The organism is Microcoleus sp. FACHB-831 (assembly GCF_014695585.1).
Lineage (GTDB): Bacteria > Cyanobacteriota > Cyanobacteriia > Cyanobacteriales > FACHB-T130 > FACHB-831.
On the sequence record NZ_JACJON010000028.1, the window covers coordinates 149,517 to 169,381 of the forward strand.

Sequence of the window (19,865 nt, forward strand, 5' to 3'; positions counted from 1 at the left end):
CGCTAAGGCTACTCTCCCGCCCAAAGCGTGCAATGTAGGTGATGTCTTGCTAGAAAAGAAGACCCTAATAGGTCGCACTAAGGAAAAATTAATTTTTCCTTGTAATTAACTGTCCTGGGCTAGCGCCATAGTTGCTTTAGCAGCTTTCAGTTAAGTTAGATACAGTAAAAATATAAGTGATAGGCAGCTCTCTACCACTTATTTTTAAAGATAAAAATGAAATAAATTAGACACGCATCCTACTTGCTCCCCTCCTTCACCCAACAGCGCGATCGCGCCTGTAGGAGCTACAAAGAAGTGGGGAAATTGCTATAAAATTTGTGCGGACAGTGGTCAAAAACTCTATTAGGGATTGAAATATAACATAGAGCCTTTTACCCGACGCCGCGATCGCCGCCCATGTTCACTAAGCCAAAAAGTCGAAAATTTGCCGCAATTCTGGCATTCACTGGGACTGTAATCCCTATTTCGGGACTACACAAATTTTATCTGGGTCAGCCGATGTGGGGTCTTGTCTATTTACTCCTGTCTTGGACTCCCATCCCCCACGTTGCTAGTGCTATTGAGGCGGTTTGGTACTTAGCACAAGATGAGTTGGACTTTGAGCGCAATTTTAATCTAGGCGAGGACTCGTCCCCAAAGAACAGCCGCCAGAACAACCCGGGAATTGACCCCTCAGAGGTAAGCGCGATCGCCGATGCTTTACGCCAGCTCGATAGTCTCCGCCAAGATGGGTTAATCTCAGAATATGAATTTGAACAAAAGCGCCGTCAATGGCTCGATCGCATAGCCTGAGTTGGAGACTGGTAGACGCGATGAATTGGCGTCTTTACAAAGATTGGGGACTATGGCACTTTTTAGCTGGCTGCACAAGACACCGTTTAACCCGAACTTACACACCGTCCGCAACCGGATTTTGAACGACCCATATTATCGGCTGCAATCGTCAGAGGAAATTGCGATCGCTGCTGAATTGGGTATGAAAATTGATGTCAATCAAGCTACTGTCGATGATTGGCTGAGACTACCTGGTCTATCCATTCATCAGGCGCGATCGCTCTCTTCCCTCTCCCACTCAGGCGTACAATTTTTATGTTTAGAAGATATTGCCGCAGCACTGAGTATGCCCATTGCTAGGCTAAAACCCCTAGAACCTCTGCTCAGATTTTATTACTACGACACCGAAAGTATATACAACGTCCCTAGAATAAATCCCAACACTGCATCTTTCGAGGAACTTACAAAAATTCCCCATGTTGACATTCATCTAGCCAAAGCAGTAGTGCAAAACCGTCTTGCTGCGGGGAATTATCGCAACTTAGTTGATTTCCAGCAACGTTTATCGCTTCCTGGTAAGTTAACTGCCCAGTTAATGCACTATCTACAGTTCTAGAAAACAAGCACTGGGCGATTTCTTCTCAAGTTAAACCGGACTAATGCGATTACTCGGCCAAAAGCGGAAGAAAGCGTGACCGATTACATTGCGCTTGGGCAAAAAGCCCCATACATGAGAGTCATTGCTATTATTGCGATTATCTCCCATGACAAACAGCTGGCCTTTAGGCACAATCTGCGGCCCCCACTGATAATCGGGGGGTTCGGCGATGTATTCTTCCTTCAGCGGCTCGTCATTTATATAAACTTTCCCTTTTTCAACCTTAATTTCATTACCCTCAACACCGATAACGCGCTTAATAAAAGCTTGGTCTTTGGCGTAGCCCTGAATTTGTAGTTGCTTGGGCGGGTCAAAGACAACAATTTCGCCTGTTTGCGGTGCGCGGAAGCGGTAAGAGATTTTTTCTACAACCAAGCGATCGCCTAGTTCTAACGTTGGTAGCATCGACTCAGAGGGAATAAATCGAGGCTCTGCTACAAAAGTCCGAATAAAAAGCGCCAAACATAGCGCTATCAATAAAATTTGTAAATTTTCACCCACGCGCCACCCTAGAGGCAACTTGTCGGGAGTTTTAACACTATTGTTGGATGCAGTTACAGCCGTTTGCGCCGATACTTTAGCCTCGTCAGCTAAACTAGGACTGTTGGGATTAACGCTACTTTGTGCAGAAGCATCTCCTTTAGCTGGATTTGACGAATTAGCAAATCCTAGAGGCTCGTTGGCTGCTGCTAAATCCTTTTGCTCAGATGCCATAGAATGTAATTTTTGCTGAAGTCTTACGATAGCACGCGCTCTCCGGATTAGATCCTATTGTCAGTGCTAGCTTAGGAATAAAGACTCGTTATTTTGTTGGCCGTGCTACTTATTTTACGTCCTGCTGTACTTACTGGCCTAATCGGTTCCCTGGCAATATCTTTAACATCCTGCGCCAATACTCCAACTGGTGAAGCGCTTCAGCGACTGGTGGCGGCAGATCCGGCTCTAAAAGACGGTTCCGGTAGTTTTGGTACTCCGTCTCCAAGCAATTCTCCCCAGCCCAACGCAGTTAAAATCCCAGCAGATTTTCCCAGTGACATTCCCATCTATCCAGAGGCTCAACTGCAATCTGCTCAAAGCGGGGAGGCGAGGTGGACTACCGCTGACCCCAGCAATTTAGTTCAGAACTTTTATCAAAAGGTGTTTCAATCTAACAATTGGGAAATTGTCAACCAGCCAGCCGAAACTGCCGGGAGTAATGCACCGACAAATACTTTAGTGGCTCGTAAGAATAACTTGCGGGTGACGGTATCTATTCAAACTGGCTTAGTTCCCGACGCTACAGCTACAGGTACGACCCAGTTGGCCATTCAGTATAACCGCGACAGTGGAGAAAGCGCTCGCGCTCCCGATTTGGCCCGCCCAAGCGTCTTTCCTTCGCCAACCAATACTCAAAGTCCTGCGCTCCCTACTGCTAGCGAACCTACCACATCACCAACTTCTTCGGCTGGCACATCAGCATTCACTGATATCAATAAAGCACCCCAAGAATTGCGTCCATACATCGCAGACTTGGCAGCATTAGGTGTACTGAATATCAACGCAACTGGTTCTAAGAGTAACTCAGCCACTAGCGCCGTTCTGTTTGAGCCTAATAAACCTATCAGCCGTCGCGAATATGCCCGTTGGCTGGTTGCAGCTAATAATCAAATTCATGCCAATAATCCAGGCAAACTAATTCGTTTGGCATCAGCAACAAGTCAACCTGCTTTCCAAGATGTACCCCGCACAGACCCAGATTTTGCAGCCATTCAAGGATTGGCAGAAGCTGGGTTAATTCCCAGTCCGCTAACTGGGGATGCGATCGCTGTTTTATTTCGTCCCGGCAATCAACTGACGAGAGAAAATTTGATTTTGTGGAAAGTGCCTCTCGATACTCGCCAGAATTTGCCCAATGCTTCAGTTGATGCAGTTAAGCAAACTTGGGGATTCCAGGACGCTGGCAAGATTGAACCAAAAGCGTTGCGGGCAGTTTTGGTGGATTTCCAGAATGCGGAATCCTCCAATATCCGGCGTTTGTTGGGGTATACGACGCTTTTTCAGCCAAAGAAACCCGTGACAAGGGCTGAGGCGGCGGCGGTGTTGTGGTACTTTGGCTCGCAGGGTGAAGGGGTATCGGCAAAAGAAGCTTTGCAGTTACAGCGTCAACCCAGTCAGCCTTCACCTACGCCGGAAGTGACGCCCTCACCTTCTCCTAGTCAATAGGGAAATTAGTGAATTGCGAGATTCCGGTTTTGGAAATTGCCCACACGGTCTAAGTCTGTGGCTATAAAAACGAAGTCACGATGGGACTCAATTCAGCCTGCCTCCGCAGGCTTTGTTTGTTTAGCCGCAATTACCAAAACCGCTAGGTATCTTTGTAAAAGTGCTATAACACTAGCAAAAGAGCCAAAGAATATTAGCTGAATTTTGCTTAATGTAATTCCCAGGTTAGAGCTAAGGAACCAGAATAAACTTCCTTTAGAGATAAACTTTTGTAAGAGTCTCCTTGTAAATTGGCAGGTGAATAACTAGAAGCAATTTCCTAAGTATTTTCACTGCCTTAAAACCACGATGTTATCCACGCAAGTTTTTTCTAGAGTACGTTCGGCATTTGTTCTGAGTGCGTTACCTGTCACCTTGATTGCTGTTCTGCCAACACAAGCACTAGCAGCAAATTTGAAGTTCGATGAGCTTTATGTTTTTGGTGACAGCCTCTCCGATCCTGGTAATGTTCGCGACAAAACGTTAGGGTTTTTTCCCCAAAGCCCTCCCTACTATCAAGGACGTTTTTCCAATGGCCCTATCTGGGTGGAAGAACTGGGAAATAAATTAGGATTAACCCCCACTCGCTACACTCAAGGGTTTCCTGGTAATAGCCCTAGCGACGGCGTTAATTTCGCTTTCGGCGGTGCTACGACGGGAAGTAATAATGTTGCCAATCTTCCTTTCCTTCCTCTCCCAGGATTGCAAACAGAAATCGATTACTTTAAAAATGGCCTTGCAACAAGCGGTAAGTCCGCTAACCCTGATGCGCTATATGTTGTGTGGGCAGGTGGCAACGATTATTTGCTTGGTGGGGCAACAAATCCTACCCAACCAGTGGTTAATTTAGCGACAGCATTAACTTCGCTTTTTAGCCTCGGCGCTCGAAATTTCTTAGTACCTAATTTGCCAGATTTAGGAAATACGCCTGTAGGTCTTAGTCGCGGTAGCGATGTTTCTAATGGTTTAAACCAATTATCAGTTGGGCATAATGCTGGTTTGGCTCAGACTGTCAACAATTTGAGTCAATCATTGACGGGAATTAATCTTATATCTGTAGATGTTAATTCCTTGTTTGATAGCGCGATCGCTAATCCATCACAATATGGTTTCACTAATGTTACGCAGCCTTGCCTAACCAACTTCCAAAACCCCGTAGATTTTATCTACAACGTATGCGATCGCCCCAATGAATACTTATTCTGGGATGAATTTCATCCTACTACTGCTGGTCACAAGTTAGTCGCCGAAACGGCATATTTAGCCTTAAACTCTAAGTCCGTCCCCGAACCTACTGCTGGCTTGGCGATACTCGCGTTTGGTGCTTTAGGTGCTGTCTCAGGGTTTAAGCAAAAACGCCAAAAAACCAGCCCAGTTAAAAGCCACGCAAAGCTATACTAGGTGGGCAGTGCCCACCCTACGCAGCTCAACTGCTCCCCCTCATGGCTTTATTAGATTACGACGATCTTTTTAAGACTATTGAAGAGTTAGTTTTGCACCATTCCCCCAGCGGTGTTGAATCAGAAATTGACCAACTGTTGATGAGTCGATTTGCTGCTATGGGAGTGGAAGCTTGGATGGATGGGGCGGGGAATGCGATCGCAAAAATTCCCGGTCGGAATAAAGATAGAGCGATCGCCATTACTGCCCATAAAGACGAAATTGGCGCGATTGTCAAAAGTATTAGCGATTTTGGACAACTACAAGTCCGCAAATTAGGCGGCGCTTTTCCTTGGGTCTATGGTGAAGGCGTCGTAGACTTACTTGGCGACAATAAAACCATTAACGGTATTCTCAGCTTTGGTTCGCGCCACGTTTCCCACGAATCTCCCCAAAAATCTCAACAAGGCGATAAAGCTCTAGAGTGGGAAAACGCCTGGGTTGAAACTAAATGCACGTTAGCAGAACTAGAAGAAGCTGGGATTCGACCGGGAACCAGGATGGTTGTAGGCAAGCATCGCAAGCACCCAATCCGGTTAAAAGATTATATTGCTAGTTACACTCTCGACAACAAAGCTTCTGTAGCTATTTTGTTAGCCCTCGCCGAAACTGTGAAAAACCCAGCAGCCGATACTTATCTTGTGGCTTCAGCTAAGGAAGAAGTAGGCGCAATTGGCGCAGTGTACTTTACTCAACGCCAGCGGTTGGATGCTTTGATTGCTTTAGAAATTTGCCCCCTAGCGCCAGAGTATCCAATTGTAGATGGCAGTGCGCCCGTCTTGCTTTCCCAGGATGGCTATGGCATCTACGATGAAGATCTCAATGGGGAGATACGGCAGGTAGCGGATAAGCTTAATATTCCCATCCAGCTAGCGGCGATCGCTGGTTTTGGCAGCGATGCCTCGATTGCGATGAAATTTGGTCATGTTGGTCGTGCGGCTTGTTTGTCTTTTCCTACGCAGAACACTCATGGCTACGAGATTGCTCATCTAGGAGCGATTGCTCACTGCGCCGAAATCCTCCGCGCCTACTGCGAACTGGGGAATGGGGATTGAGTTCTGAGTTTTGAGTTTTGAGTTTTGAGTTTAAGCTCCCTTTCCTCAGACTCCGAGACGCGATAAATGGGCGCCTCTACAAGGAATGGGGACTCCAGACTCTGGACGCCGAATTTACGATTACCAATTCCCCTGAAAATTGATCCCCGCAATTGCCTACAATAAAGCGAGGTAATTGATCTCACGTGAAAATATGCCCAAAACTGTTGCCGACGTTATGAGCCACGACCCCATAGTGGTATCGCCCCAAACGCCTCTCAAGGAGGCTATCCAAATCCTAGCGGAACGACGCATCAGTGGTTTGCCAGTTGTCGATGAACTGGGCAAATTAGTGGGTGTCATTTCCGAAACTGACTTGATGTGGCGGGAAACTGGAGCGACGCCGCCACCATATTTCATGATTCTAGATAGCGTTATTTATCTGGAAAACCCAGGTCGCTACGAACAAGAACTCCACAAGGCTTTGGGGCAAACTGTTGGGGAAGTGATGACATCGGAGGCAATTACCATTAAACCGGATAAACCCTTGCGGGAAGCGGCGAAGTTGATGCATGACAAGAACATCCGTCGCTTGCCAGTCATTGATGCTGCGGGTTTGGTGATTGGGATGCTGACGCGGGGAGATATTGTGCGGGCAATGGCGGCGGAGTAATGCGATCGCTCAGTTTCGCCCATTCGCTATTCTTTGTTAGTTGGAAGAATATCAAACCCCCTTTTGCAACAGCCAGTTTAACCTGCCATATACACTAAATATGTGTGTTTGAGCATTGTTTTCCTCTTTACCTTAAATCAAAATCCAAAATATAAAATCCAACCTTGATATGACCGTTACTCCTGAGTCTGTGAAAGAATTGCTGGATTCTGAGAATTTTGGCGAGCGCTTACGCGGCATTAATCAGTTGCGCCAGTTAGAAAAAGCGATAGCGTTTGAGTTGATCCAGCCTGTTGTTAATGACAGCAACACGAGGGTGAGATATGCTGCTATCAGCCAACTGGATACGTTGGGAGAGCAGGATTTATCTAAAACTTTCACAATTTTGCGCGATCGCCTGCTTAATGACTCAGAACCCGACGTTCAAGCTGCCGCCGCTGATGCCCTTGGTGCGTTGCGGATGACAGATGCTTTTGAAGATATGCAGCGCCTTTACCAAAATTCCCCTGAGTGGCTCGTCCAGTTCAGCATTATTGCCGCTTTGGGAGAAATGGGCGACAGCCGTGCTTTTGAGCTGCTAAAGTCCGCTCTCATTTCTGAAAATCAACTGATACGAACTGCTGCTGTCTCTTCATTTGGGGAACTTGGCGATAGCCGTGCGGTTTCTCTGCTCGTTCCCTATGCAACAGATGAAGATTGGCAAATTCGCTACAGAGTCGTACAGGCGCTTAATCGACTGGGTGGCGATGAGGCACGCAAAGTTATAGAAACTTTGGCTAAAGATGAAGTTGAGCAAGTCGCACAAGAGGCTCAAGCTTCTTTGAAATAAGTCTAACCACTTTTGGCGATCGCATTGCCCCAGAGCATCTACTTGCATCTGGGGCTTTCTGTCAATACTTTCACAGCGCACTACCCACATATTGCCCTCTGCTTACTACTAGCTATCTCTATTGCCTGGATGCTTTGCGATGCTACTACTATTAAAGTAAAGTAAAGTTGTGTAAAGAAATTATTACTTTTCTATTCCTCTCGTACAGAAATATATCCTTCTTGTCCGCACACACTTGAGACTGGAAATATAACATCACGATGCAGCAACGCTTTCCCCAACGAATTTTGGTATCCTTGGCCGCATTTTTCATAGCATTGTCCCTCTGGGCAATTGCTCCCGTCGCCTACGCCTACGACAACCCCAACTTACTGCCTAACGCCCCCACCCCAATCATTGACTTAGCCAAATCCCTTACCGCTACTCAGGAAGAGGCGCTAGCTAAAAACTTAGAAAGCTTTGAAGCAGAAACAGGCTGGAAGCTCAGAGTTTTGACCCAATTTGACCGCACCCCCGGTCGCGCCGTCAGAGACTTTTGGCATCTAGACGATAAAAGCATCTTGCTCGTAGCTGATACACGAGGCGGCAATATTCTTAACTTCAATGTCGGCGATACAATCTATAAAATGATGCCCCGTACCTTCTGGATTGAGTTACAAACTCGGTTCGGCAATATGTACTACGTGCGGGAAAACGGCGAAGACGGAGCCATCCTTGGAGCTTTAGAAACGCTCAAAACCTGTCTGCGCCGGGGAGGTTGCAGCGTTGTACCCGGACTGCCAAAAGAGCAGTGGATTCTCACTCTGATTACTTCTACATTGGGCGGAGTTATCTTTGGCTTTGCCTCCATACCCCGCAAAGAGGGACAGGTTTTTGCTTGGCAGTGGGCTTTAATTTTCTCGCCTCTATGGGGAATTTTGTTTCTTGCCTTCGGTGTTGGCCCAGTTGTCACCCGAACCTCAGAATGGTTGCCTCTATTTCGCAACGTCGCCGGGTTCGCAATTGGTGCCTTGGTGGCTTACCTCTCACCCACATTCACTCAGTCTACAACTTCTGAGACTTAGAGAATTTCGGCTTTTAGATGCCCCCCTCAATAGGGGGGTATGTGTATATTGTGCTACGCTTGCAACGCAAAGAGATTTTCACTTGCAGTTACAATCTCAAATCTAAAATCCTCAGTCTGATAAGCTGAAAGCTGATAGAAGCAATCTTGGAAAAGATATAAGCTTCGCTCTTTGCAGCCCCATAGCGTATAAAAAGCCCACTTACGATGGAATGGCACGTAACAGATGCCCAAAGTTTGGCAATTATCGATCGAGAAATTGGCGACCACGCATTCTCTCCAGCAGAATACGAAATTGTGCGACGGGTTATCTACGCCACAGCTGATTTTGAATATAAGTCTTTAATTCGTTTTTCTGAACGTGCCTTACAAGCTGGGGCAGCAGCATTGGCGGCTAGGAGTACTATTGTGGTTGATGCGCCAATGGTACAAGTTGGCATCACCCCCCAAATCCAAAGCACCTTCGCTAACCCCGTGTATTGCAGTATGGAAGCACTTACACGACCGCAAAAAGAAAAAACTCGTGCGGCTTGGGGTATTGAAACCTTAGCCAAACGTTATCCAGAAGGTATTTTTGTTGTTGGTCAGGCTCAGACTGCTCTTACTGCACTCGTCGAGCTAATTGAAGCTGAGGAAATTAGACCTGCTTTGGTCATTGGTTCGCCTTCGGGTTTTATCGATGTGGATGTTGCCAAAGATAGGCTGAAAGATTCTCTCATTCCTCACATCCGCATTGAAGGTCGCAAGGGCAGTTCTGTTGTGGCATCTGCTATTGTCAGCGGATTAGTAGATTTGGCATGGCAAGCCTACGGTCAAGCTCCCCACAATATGGGGTAGTAGATATCATTTTTGTTTTTAATTGTTTTATGCAAACAGCAGATAATTGGCAAACTTTTAACTGTTGCTTGCATAAAAAAATGCTATAAATTTTGATTTTTAAATATATTTATTCTGGTAAATAATCATTTTTATGATATTTAGTTTAACTATTAAAGTATATTTAAATCAGTTTGTTTATAATTCCAATATTGAAAACTTTTAATAAGCAAATATAGCAGTTTTCCGTTGTAGTTATACGCTTGCTCGGTAGGGGCGCAAAATTTTGCGCCCCTAGAGATGTATCCCTCTGGTTCAAAGACCTCTAGCTATTCCTATAGCTCACAAAATTATAGGATTCAAAGTTAATATTATCGACCGCCGCTAGAAGTTGTATTGAAAGCGATCGCCCTGAGTAATTCATAGCCTATCGGTCTGCTGGCGCTTGCGTCGTTTGGGTTTACGCTCTTGCTTTGATGGATAATATTCGTCATCAGTATTCTCCAACTTGCGGCTGACGAGAGAAAACACATCTCGACGCATATAAGGATAGTCACTTACCCATAAATTCAGATCGGGAATGTAAATATCAGATACCTTAACAATGCTGCTAAGGTCTGGGCGATTCGACATAACTACCATCTCAGCAATCTGACCGCGCCTAATCGATTTATGAAGGCGGCGCAACGGTACTTGCAAAGCTGTAGAGAAACCACTATCGTCACCCACTTCTAAGTTAAGGCGACGTTCCCGGTTTTCAATAATTACTAACTGGCCCCGTTTGTTGACGGTTTGCTCTTCGCCAATCAATTCTTCAGACACAAAGATATCTAACACTCGACCGCGCCAGAACCCAGCATACAAGTAGCGGCGGCTACCAGCATTGCGGATGCTTGCCCAGTATATAGGCCCCCACAGCCAATATAGACCAGCAAAGATGCCCAGGAAAAATATGAGTCCACCAAATCCCTCTCCCACGATTTTGTAGGTGAAAAAAAGGACGGTGACAGCAACAACAGAAATCATCAATCGCTTTAAAAAATCTGCGAATTTGCCCCAGTAATATGCGTACTGGGGGCCAGTCGCAATTAGGGGAATTATTTGTTCAAATTTCTGGCGTGTTAGGGGGACTAGCATCAGTTTGGGTAATGGAGAATTGGTAATTGGTAATTGCAATTAGCCAGCTACAGAATTTTCTCTAAGCCATAGACCAGGGATTTTAGCTGGAGGACTTTGCGGATGGATAATAGGACACCGGGCATATAACAAGAGCGATCGCTTGTATCGTGGCGCAAGGTGTAAACTTGACCGGGGGCACCAAATATTACTTCTTGGTGGGCAATTAAACCAGGTAAGCGAATGCTGTGAATGCGGATGCCATCCTCTGTTAGACTGCCTCTAGCACCAGGGATTTTTTCACTTTCTTCCACAGATGGTGGATTATAAATTTTGCCCAATTCAGATAGCATCTGGGCAGTTTGAATGGCGGTACCGCTGGGTGCGTCGGCTTTTTGATTGTGGTGGAGTTCGATAATTTCCACATGGTCAAAGTATTGGGATGCTTGGATGGCAGCTTGCTGAAGCAAGACCATCCCGATTGAGAAATTGGGGATAATTAAACAACCAGTGCTAGCTTTGTCGGCAAATTCCGCAAGCTCTTGAATTTGTGCAGGAGTCATGCCAGTAGTGCCAACCACAACACGAACGCCATAAGCGATCGCAGCTCGCACGTTGTTATATACGCTTTTAGGGTGAGTGAAGTCTACCATCACCCCCACTTGTTTTTCCTGGGCAGCCATACACAGAGTACTTTCCAGTTCGTTAAGAACTGGAACTTCTAAAGCGCCGCAGCCAACAACTTCACCGATATCCTTGCCAATGTATTCGGGATTGCGGTCAATTGCGCCAATAAGCGTCATATCAGGTGCTTGGGCAACGGCTTTGACAACCTCGCGGCCCATTTTGCCAGTAGCACCGTTAACAACGACAGGGATAGGAGTTTGAGTAGTCATACTTTAATTATTGCGCTCATTCAATAAGGGTATTTTAGATTGAGGAGCGATCGCTCATCTTGGAGACGCGATAAATCACCTTCTCTACCAAGCCGGGGATTGAACCCCAGACGGACAAATTTAACTACGCGAACTGCGCCGATGCTGCAACAACCAGTCGTACAGCGCCGGATTGCTGTATGCTTGTTCCCACGATTCAACGTGGTCGGCTTCCGGGTAGACGGTAAACTTCACCTTACCGTTGCAGGCTTTAATCGCCTCCACCATTGCTTCCGACCCTTTTATGGGGACTCTACGATCCCGCGCACCGTGAAACGCCCATATTGGCAGGTCTTTGAGCGTGTTTGCGGTGACGGGGTTCCCGCGACCAGCAATGGGCACAGCGGCAGCAAAGCGTTGCGGCTGCGCGGCGGCTAGATTCCACGTTCCATGCCCGCCCATGCTTAAACCAGTCAGGTAAACTCGGCTGCGATCGACAAAGTAGGCATCCATTAACCGATCCAGAAAAGCGCTCAATAGCTCGGCTGACCAGGTTTCCCCTTCAGGACATTGTGGAGAGACAACAATAAATGGGAAGTTCTGATGCTTCTCCTGCTCTAGCATCTTGGGAATCCCCTGTATTTTCACTCGCTCTAAGTTATCGCCACGTTCGCCACTGCCATGTAAAAACAAAATTAAAGGCCATTGTTGTTCTAATTCTTCATAACCTCTTGGGCGAAACAGCAGGTAGTTGTATCTGCCAGTTTGATTAATTTTTTCTTGCGTCGGTTGCATAAGAGTTTCCCTTAAATAAGTTATTACCAAAATAACCTCGCGATCGCGCGTTGCAGAAGTTTCACTACCTCGAAGTTCAGCAACTTGGACCTTGTGGGAAAAGAGCGATCGCATCTAGATCAAAAACAGAAGAAGAAAGGCGCGATCGCACCTCTCTTCCTCTGCTACCTCTGCGGTTCGTGCCTCTTAACCCCCCAAGTTATCAGGGGGTAAAAATCTCCTACGGAACATCAATCGGAATGAGCGCATTCTCAGGCAGATAGCTGTGGTAACTGCCGCGATCCGCCAAAACCAATATCAAGCGTAGCGGATAGTCTGGGCCAACCTGCAAATCTGCCCAAGGTATAGCCAACTCCAAACACTTATCCAAACCCACTTGAGCGCGACTGAAACGGGGATGCCACTGATAACTCTCCCCAGCCTCCTGAAATTGAATTGTCCGCGTCAGTAAATTAACCGCTAGTTGGTGGTGAAACATATAGTTCACAGGCGCCTCATCGGGTACATTCGCTAACGGCGCTGGGCTGTTGTGCATAGTCTTGTCAGGATAAAACCACAGCAAATTCAACTCAGGCGGGCAGTCAACACCAGGTGTGACCCCACTTTTGAAATCCAGCCGCAGATAAAAATTCAGGTGATCAACCCCGTACCACAGCCGCTGAATGGCACTGCTTTTGTGCATCGTCCCCCGCGACCCGCCAATTTCGACGCGACCAGCTCGATCCCAATCCTGCTCATCTCCCAATCCATCTATAGTTGGGTGAATAAATCCCTCTGGTCGGTGGTCGCCGCGAACGTCGTGAATTTCCACACCTACCTTTAAATTCTGGGGAATTGGCTCATTCAAAGCCTGGTAGATTCCACTCAGGTGTTCGCGGAATAACTGGTCAAACATGGCGTCTTGGTTGGAGGAATGACCTTCCCCAAACCACCAGAACCAGTCAGAACCCTCGGCAGCATATAGGGCTTCCCAAACTTCGGGGTTGTTTTCTTCTGTGGCTTCTGGATGATTTGCTAAAACTTGTCGCGCCTCTGCTAACAAATCCCAGGCACGATTTTTTGCCTGGTCGCCAATCCATGTAGTCAAACTGCCATCCACCCAAGAACCGCTGTGCAATCGGTCAGATGGTAGGGTTGCTGTCGCTGGAAACTGTTCGAGAAATTCGCTAACTGTGACCAGTTTAATATCCTCGTACTGGGAAAGTGTCTGATAAAGCTTTTCCAGGAAGGGTTTGCCATCTTGGTAGTAGTGTTCCCAGCAGTTTTCCCCATCTAGGGCTATTGTCACCAGCCAGGGTTGGTCTGGTTGTCGGTGTTGTTGGCTGCGGGATATTGCTTCCAAGTGTCCTACTAAATCTGCGGCGGCGCGACCCGGTTCCATCGACCCGTAGCTAAAACCAATTAAGTCTGATAATCGGTGGTCGCGGAACACAATTGCTAAGTCGCCGTGAGGAGTTTCCAGGCGATAGGGACGATAAAGTAATTCCGGTTCGCAAACATTCCCCGCACCATCGCGGTTGAAGAAATATTTCAGAGTGGAACCCAATATTGCTTCATCCGAGCAAATCCACTTAAACCCCTGTTCGGCTATGTAAGGCAAAATTGCGGGACTGACTGCCTGTTCAGAAGGCCACAAGCCACGCGGCGCGACGCCAAACCTGTCTTTGTACATATCCCAGGATTTTCGTAAGTGCCGGGGAATATCTTCTGCCCACTGGAAGCGCTTTTGTGGCAAGGTCATATTGGGAATCGCCACCCGTCCCACGTCTGTGTCTGCAAGTAAGGGCAATATGGGGTGAGTGTAAGGTGTGGTGGTAACTTCCAGTTGCCCAGCCTCTTGCATTTGGCGATGTTGCGGTATTATGCGGCTGAGGATTTCTCGCTGTTTTGAGTAAATTCGCTGGCGATCGCTCAGGGTAAAATTTCGTTGCTGTCTAAGCCATCCATCAATTTCTGGGTCATCCCAAAATAGAGGGTCGATCCAAGCAAGATTGTGCCATGCTAGCAGGTCGCTGTAATCTTGCAGGCTCCAATTTTCCAAACACCAAGCTGCGCCTTTATCCTGTCGTTGATGGTAAAGTTCGCCATAGCGGGGATGGGGGTCAATCAGGGTATGGTGATTGGCGTCAAAAAAATGTTCGACGATGAATTGGTGCTGTTCCCGACTTAACTGTTCTGTAGGAGTCAGGGCAACTGTTAGGTATGGGTCGAAGGCAGTGCCAGCAATGTAATCCTCTAGTTGCAGAATCAGAGAAGGAACTAAATTAACCGTTTGATGTAACTTGGGATAATTTGCCAGCAGCAGCACTAAATCCAGGTAATCTTTCGTACCGTGCAGCCGCACCCAAGGTAGGCGATATTGGCCTGGGGCAATCGATACGCTGTCGCGACATTTGTACAACGGCTGGTGCTGATGCCAGATGAAGGCGACGTATAAGGGATGAGGCATAGGGATAGGTATGAATTATGAGTGTTGAGTGTTAAGTTAGAGCCTTTAAACTCAAAACTCAATACTCAACACTCAAGACTACCTAGATTACTTGTTCGACTTCAGCAATCTCAGGGATGAATTCGCGCAGGCGGCGCTCGATGCCCATTCTCAGGGTCATAGCCGAGCTGGGACAAGAACCGCAGGCTCCTTGCAGCCGTAGTTTGACAACTGGCCCGTCTATGTCTACGAGTTCCACATTGCCACCATCGGACATTAAGTAAGGGCGCAGTTCATCGAGAACTTGTTCGACGTTTTCAGAAGTGAGTGCCAGTGTTTGAGACATGGTTTGTTTACCTTATCGATTCTTTCGTGCGAAGAGCGATCGCTACGCTTTAGGCAGCTATGTCGATCCTAGTCCAACTGGACAAAAAAGATTGCGGAGCTTGAGGAAACTCATCCCCAAGCGCCATTCATGGCTTTGCAATCTTAAACAGCCACAGGTTCGAGTAACTTGACGTTGGAAAAGTTGAACTCGGTTGTAATCCGCTGACCTTGCTCGTTTGAGTGAATAACCTGACGAGTCATTACCCAGTAGTTGCCAACTTCTGAGAAACTATCCTCAAATTCCATTTCTTTGATCGTCTCGCCAGTCTGGGGATTGCGGAATACAACATCGTAGCGACTGGAAACGTAGCCTTTACCAGTGTCTAAGCTTTTTTGGGTATCGATGACAAAAGCCATGCGACCCATGACTCGGCTGACCTGGCAAATTTCTTTGCCCCGGATTTTGTAGTTAGACCCCATCGCATCGCCTTGGACTAGAATCTCCACCGCACCAGTGGAGTCTTCTTGTCCCACGTTGAATTGATTTTTTCCGTGAGCCTTTTCAAAATCTGCCCGTTTGCGGTGGGTGACAATATCCCTCAACTGGGTATAGACGCTTTCTTTCACGGTTTCGTCTTCGATACCAGTGACTTCCACGCTGAGGTCTTTGTTGATGCGAATTTTGCCTTCGTAGACTTCATCACCTTGCTTCAGTTTTATGTCAGCGCTGTAGCCGGGGAAGCCAGCATCCCAGGTATAGCGGTTTTCGTATGCAGCCCGAAACAAATCGCGAGCGTTTGTTTGCTCAGTCATAGAACCTTGAGTGAATCAACATCTCTAGTTTAAAAATCTTTGCATGGTAATTACAGCGCGATCGCCCCCAATGGATGGAAAAGCGGGATGCCATTGTGTAGACTCATGGCGATCGCTCTAAATTAATATATTCATCGAGCTTGTTTGTTGCGGAGAAATCATTACTGGTTCTTGATACAGCGGTATGGTGAAAGTTACGGTCGAGCCTAGTCCCTCACCCATACTGTAAAAATTAATTTCACCATTCATTGCTTCGATAAGCTTTTTCGAGATAGCTAGTCCCAAGCCAGTCCCAGCATATCGACTGGTAAGGGAGCCATCTACTTTAGTAAAAAGTCCAAATAGTTTATCTAGTTTGTCGATAGGAACCCCGATGCCAGTATCAGCTATGGCAATTTCCACCATACCTGGGAGTTGCTGGTTGCGGACGCGAATTTTCTTCTTAACAATCTTAGTGCTGATAGTAATTTCACCATCGGGGGTAAATTTAATAGCATTTCCCACAATGTTTAACATGATTTGGAGAAGCGCTCGGTAGTTACCGTAAAGCAGAATTTCATCGCGGGTTGGCGGCTTTTCAACGATCAATTCTAAGTGCTTCTGCTGTACGCTTTGCCGCGTTAGATGTTCGGTATCGCTCAACAGTTCTTTTAAGTTTACAGATCCCAGTTCTAGCTCTAAATCTTTTTTATCCGGCTCACCCATGTCCAAAATGTCATTGATAATGTTCAGCAAACGTAGAGATGAACGGTGAGCTTCTTCGATAAATGCCCTTTGTTCGTCTGGCTCGTCCACCATATCATCTAAAATTAGGCTGAGGAAGCCAATCATGCCATTGAGCGGCGTGCGGAGTTCGTGGGAGATAGTGCCTAGAAACTCTTTTTTCAGGTGAGATGCTGCTTGTGCTTGTTCGCGAGCTTCTTGTAATTCTTGGTAGATAGTGGCGTGAGCTAAAGCAGCTCCTACTTGGTCGGCAAGTTCTCGTACAAATTCAATTTCAGCTGCATTCCATTGGCGCAGGCGATCGCATTGATGCAACACAATCAAACTATTTGGTTGATCTTCATAGCAAGTAGCGATCGCCAGAAGCGTATATCTCTCAAATTTATCCTTAACACCTTCAGGAGTATCCAGTACAATCGGCTCTTTAGTTGTTAATGCCTGTGTTAGTTCTGGTTCCTCAGCCACAGTCATTACCCCACCCAACATCGAAGTAAATGGCTGCTGACAATACTCAGCCATTACCTGTACTTCCGAGCTGGAATTTTTATAAGGACAAATTATGCAACGACTGACTTCTAGAGCTTTTCCAAGCCCCTGAACAGTTTGCTGCCAAATTATATTTATGTCGCGGGTGCAACGGATATTTTTGGCGATTTGGGTCAACTGTTTTTGGTATTGAGCCGAAAGTTCCTCAGTCACAGCCCCTCCTAACCAATAGACTTATCTATGCGTAGAAACCTTTTGCAGATATTTAGCCACAATCGAGCTTAAAACAGTTAGGAATTAACTCCGGCATTGCGACCAGTACTAACGAGTTTAAACAAGTTTTTTTGCCCCTCCTATTTAAAAAGGGCAAGTAAATCTAGTCTATGACGTAGTAACCATCAAAGGTTCTTGAAACAATGGCACTGTGAAGGTGACTGTCGAGCCGAGTCCTTCGCCCATACTGTAAAAGTTAACCACTCCACCCATAGCTTCCATTAGCTTTTGGGAGATTGCCAGCCCTAATCCCGTTCCCCCATATGTGCGGGTGCGTTCCCCATCCACTTGACTAAAAGATTGAAAAAGTTTGTCTTGGTCAACTAGGGAGACGCCAATTCCAGTATCAGCCACTTGGACTTTTACCATGCCGGGTAATTCCTGACCTGCAAACTTGACTTTCTTTTTGATTACCTCGGCACTTACTGTCACCCCACCTTCGTGAGTGAATTTGATAGCATTGCCAACCAGGTTTAACATCACCTGTAGCAGCCGCTGGTAGTTGCCATACAAGATAATTTCATCATGGGTGGCAGGCATATCAATAGTGAAGCTGAGGTTCTTTTGATGGGCTTGATTCCCTGTAAAGTTTTCCACATTAGAAAATAACTCTTGCAGCTTCACGGGCCCCATATCCAGATTCATTTTGCCAGCTTCAATTCTGGCGATATCCAAGATATCGTTAATGATGTTTAGCAGGTGCAGCGCTGAATTGTAGGCTTCTTGGATAAATTCCCGCTGTTCTTCTGGGTCGTCTGCTATGTCGTCCAGAATCAGCTTGAGGAATCCTATCATGCCGTTTAGGGGCGTGCGGAGTTCGTGGGAGGTGTTGGCTAGAAACTGGCTTTTAAGGCGGGAAGCTTCTTCGGCTTGTTCGCGAGCTGCCTCTAGTTCTTTATACAATGTTGCATGAGCGATCGCCGAACCAACTTGATCGGCTAGTTCGCGCACCATATCCAGTTCCTCTGGCTGCCATTGGCGTTGGCGATCCGTTTGGTGCAATACGATCAAGCCGTTGGGATGGTCTTGGTCGCAGGTAGCGATCGCCAGAACCGAGAGTTGTTTGTATGAACTAGCCCTATCCTCATATATGGTTACTGGTTCAAGGGTTTCAATTGCTTGAAATAGTTCCGGCTCATCAGCAAATACGAGCTTTTCACCCAGCATCGAACGTAACTGGGGCTGGGCATACTCCGCTTCTACCTGTACTTTTGTTGTTCCAGGCTTGTAGGAGCAGATAATACAGCGGCTAGCATTCAATGCTTTTCCCAGACCCATGACTGTTTGCTGCCAAATGGTGTCTAGATCTAGGGTTCGCCTGATATTGCGGGCGAGGGAAGCCACGAGCCTTTCGTGGGTATCTGGATCTACTAGCGCGATCGCCTCTTTCATTTGATGCGATTGGCATCCCATCACTAGAACCGCCGTTGCAATTCCATCAGGGGGCAAAATCGGTGTTATCGTCAGCTCAAATACTAAAGACTGACCGCCGCAGGTAAACTCGTAACTGCCGCTTTCGGGAATTCTCAGCTCAAGAATTCTCTTTATTTGAGCTAGATAAGCATCACGTGCTACCGGGCCAAAACTATGGCTTAATTCTCGTCCAACAAGCCGATCCGATGTCAGACCGTAGCGTTGGCCAGACTGCCAATAAAATCCAAGGTATTGGCCTGATGCATCTTGAGTAAACGCCAGTTCGGCTCCTAACCCATGCAAAAATCCATTCAGGTTTGGTGCAGGATTGGCAGATGCCAAATCTGTTGACTCTAGAGAAGTTAATTGAAAATCAGCAGGAGCAGTCATCAGAAAAGACCTGGAAACTGCAATGTATAATAGGCAACGATGACTCGACGTCACCCCCGTAGATGCAACCAGACAACACTCGCTTGCTAGATACGAGTTTAGAGACCGGGTTCATACGGTCTCTAAACTCGTTCTTGGCTATAACTAATCGTTCCATTCGCCTCGCGGCGGTACGGGTGGATTTCGCACTAACGTCCGGGTAAGCTCATCATCTCGCTCTCCGTTACCTCTGAGCCACTGCCTGATAGCAGTTTCAATGACTTTACTAGGATCGTTCGTCAGGTGCTTAATTTGAGTTAGTAGTTCAGGGTCAAGGTGTATTGAAATTTCCACCTTTTCTCCTGACTGTTGGGAATATAATGCACGATCGTTCATAAGCACTTTTACGGGGGTTTTATGAAATTCTGTTAATTAAACTTCCAGCCAAGCTGGCGATCGGCGTATGCACAACTGCCGAAGCACAGGAAACAATACATATTCTTTCCTTATATGCATTCTACGTTAAACTACCGAACCGCTCTTAAGCCCTGGCTCTGTAATATTAACTTACACAATAGTTGATCTATTAGCTCTATAGTTGGGGCTGCCTCAGTTTTTGCGATCGCTCCGTCGATATAGGCCGATTGCGGCATTATCTGCATTGAGTCTGTTAGCGCCTGTAAGCAAATACTTTCTAGTGTCAGAGGGGAAAGTCG

General features: G+C 46.7%; 19 protein-coding genes. 9 read left to right on the top strand and 10 right to left on the bottom strand.

The genetic code is table 11. The features are described 5' to 3' along the window. Positions 1 to 399 precede the first annotated feature (399 nt). Positions 400 to 795 (top strand): NINE protein, encoded by a 396-nt coding sequence (locus tag H6F77_RS05165; RefSeq protein WP_190486036.1) that lies wholly within the window; start codon positions 400 to 402, stop codon positions 793 to 795. A gap of 52 nt (positions 796 to 847) precedes the next feature. Then, complete coding sequence (locus tag H6F77_RS05170; protein ID WP_190486038.1) at positions 848 to 1,393, top strand: ComEA family DNA-binding protein; 546 nt, start codon at positions 848 to 850, stop codon at positions 1,391 to 1,393. Between the two features lie 30 nt (positions 1,394 to 1,423). Here the strand turns inward: H6F77_RS05170 and lepB are convergent, their stop codons facing one another. Beyond that, positions 1,424 to 2,149, bottom strand: a complete 726-nt coding sequence (gene lepB / locus H6F77_RS05175) for a signal peptidase I (RefSeq protein ID WP_190486040.1) — start codon at positions 2,147 to 2,149, stop codon at positions 1,424 to 1,426. Between the two features lie 102 nt (positions 2,150 to 2,251). Between lepB and H6F77_RS05180 the strand changes: the two genes are divergently transcribed. The 7 genes from H6F77_RS05180 (at position 2,252) to H6F77_RS05210 (ending at position 9,552) form a co-directional block, all read left to right on the top strand. Continuing rightward, a complete protein-coding gene (locus H6F77_RS05180) occupies positions 2,252 to 3,637 on the top strand; it encodes an S-layer homology domain-containing protein (protein WP_309228805.1) in 1,386 nt (461 codons plus the stop codon). A gap of 348 nt (positions 3,638 to 3,985) precedes the next feature. Beyond that, positions 3,986 to 5,077, top strand: coding sequence for an SGNH/GDSL hydrolase family protein (locus H6F77_RS05185; RefSeq protein ID WP_190486042.1), 1,092 nt, complete (start codon positions 3,986 to 3,988; stop codon positions 5,075 to 5,077). A 41-nt stretch (positions 5,078 to 5,118) separates the two neighbouring features. Next, positions 5,119 to 6,171 (top strand): M42 family metallopeptidase, encoded by a 1,053-nt coding sequence (locus H6F77_RS05190; RefSeq protein WP_190486044.1) that lies wholly within the window; start codon positions 5,119 to 5,121, stop codon positions 6,169 to 6,171. 193 nt (positions 6,172 to 6,364) lie between these two features. Continuing rightward, on the top strand, positions 6,365 to 6,823 hold the full coding sequence (locus H6F77_RS05195) for a CBS domain-containing protein (protein ID WP_190486047.1): 459 nt from the start codon (positions 6,365 to 6,367) through the stop codon (positions 6,821 to 6,823). Positions 6,824 to 6,992: 169 nt separating this feature from the next. Then, positions 6,993 to 7,652: a phycobilisome degradation protein NblB gene (nblB, locus tag H6F77_RS05200; RefSeq protein ID WP_190486049.1), complete on the top strand. Its 660-nt coding sequence runs from the start codon at positions 6,993 to 6,995 to the stop codon at positions 7,650 to 7,652. Between the two features lie 260 nt (positions 7,653 to 7,912). Then, positions 7,913 to 8,716: a TPM domain-containing protein gene (locus H6F77_RS05205; protein ID WP_190486051.1), complete on the top strand. Its 804-nt coding sequence runs from the start codon at positions 7,913 to 7,915 to the stop codon at positions 8,714 to 8,716. A 206-nt stretch (positions 8,717 to 8,922) separates the two neighbouring features. After that, positions 8,923 to 9,552: a precorrin-8X methylmutase gene (locus H6F77_RS05210; protein ID WP_190486054.1), complete on the top strand. Its 630-nt coding sequence runs from the start codon at positions 8,923 to 8,925 to the stop codon at positions 9,550 to 9,552. A 399-nt stretch (positions 9,553 to 9,951) separates the two neighbouring features. Here H6F77_RS05210 and H6F77_RS05215 read toward each other — a convergent pair whose 3' ends face one another. The 9 genes from H6F77_RS05215 to H6F77_RS05255 form a co-directional block, all read right to left on the bottom strand. After that, positions 9,952 to 10,668, bottom strand: coding sequence for a DUF8619 family protein (locus H6F77_RS05215; protein ID WP_190486102.1), 717 nt, complete (start codon positions 10,666 to 10,668; stop codon positions 9,952 to 9,954). A gap of 47 nt (positions 10,669 to 10,715) precedes the next feature. After that, complete coding sequence (gene dapB, locus H6F77_RS05220; protein ID WP_190486056.1) at positions 10,716 to 11,543, bottom strand: 4-hydroxy-tetrahydrodipicolinate reductase; 828 nt, start codon at positions 11,541 to 11,543, stop codon at positions 10,716 to 10,718. Positions 11,544 to 11,663: 120 nt separating this feature from the next. Beyond that, positions 11,664 to 12,317, bottom strand: a complete 654-nt coding sequence (locus H6F77_RS05225) for a carboxylesterase family protein (RefSeq protein WP_190486058.1) — start codon at positions 12,315 to 12,317, stop codon at positions 11,664 to 11,666. Positions 12,318 to 12,537: 220 nt separating this feature from the next. Further along, the gene (locus tag H6F77_RS05230; RefSeq protein WP_190486060.1) at positions 12,538 to 14,766 is read right to left on the bottom strand and encodes a glycoside hydrolase family 57 protein; all 2,229 of its coding nucleotides are present in this window, start codon (positions 14,764 to 14,766) and stop codon (positions 12,538 to 12,540) included. Between the two features lie 82 nt (positions 14,767 to 14,848). Next, positions 14,849 to 15,091: a NifU family protein gene (locus tag H6F77_RS05235; protein WP_190486063.1), complete on the bottom strand. Its 243-nt coding sequence runs from the start codon at positions 15,089 to 15,091 to the stop codon at positions 14,849 to 14,851. A 143-nt stretch (positions 15,092 to 15,234) separates the two neighbouring features. Further along, a complete protein-coding gene (locus H6F77_RS05240; protein WP_190486065.1) occupies positions 15,235 to 15,885 on the bottom strand; it encodes a DUF3386 domain-containing protein in 651 nt (216 codons plus the stop codon). Positions 15,886 to 16,002: 117 nt separating this feature from the next. Continuing rightward, positions 16,003 to 17,307: a GAF domain-containing sensor histidine kinase gene (locus H6F77_RS05245; protein ID WP_190486067.1), complete on the bottom strand. Its 1,305-nt coding sequence runs from the start codon at positions 17,305 to 17,307 to the stop codon at positions 16,003 to 16,005. Positions 17,308 to 17,475: 168 nt separating this feature from the next. Next, a complete protein-coding gene (locus H6F77_RS05250) occupies positions 17,476 to 19,170 on the bottom strand; it encodes a GAF domain-containing sensor histidine kinase (RefSeq protein WP_190486069.1) in 1,695 nt (564 codons plus the stop codon). 144 nt (positions 19,171 to 19,314) lie between these two features. After that, the gene (locus tag H6F77_RS05255; RefSeq protein WP_190486071.1) at positions 19,315 to 19,545 is read right to left on the bottom strand and encodes a hypothetical protein; all 231 of its coding nucleotides are present in this window, start codon (positions 19,543 to 19,545) and stop codon (positions 19,315 to 19,317) included. Positions 19,546 to 19,865 lie beyond the last annotated feature (320 nt).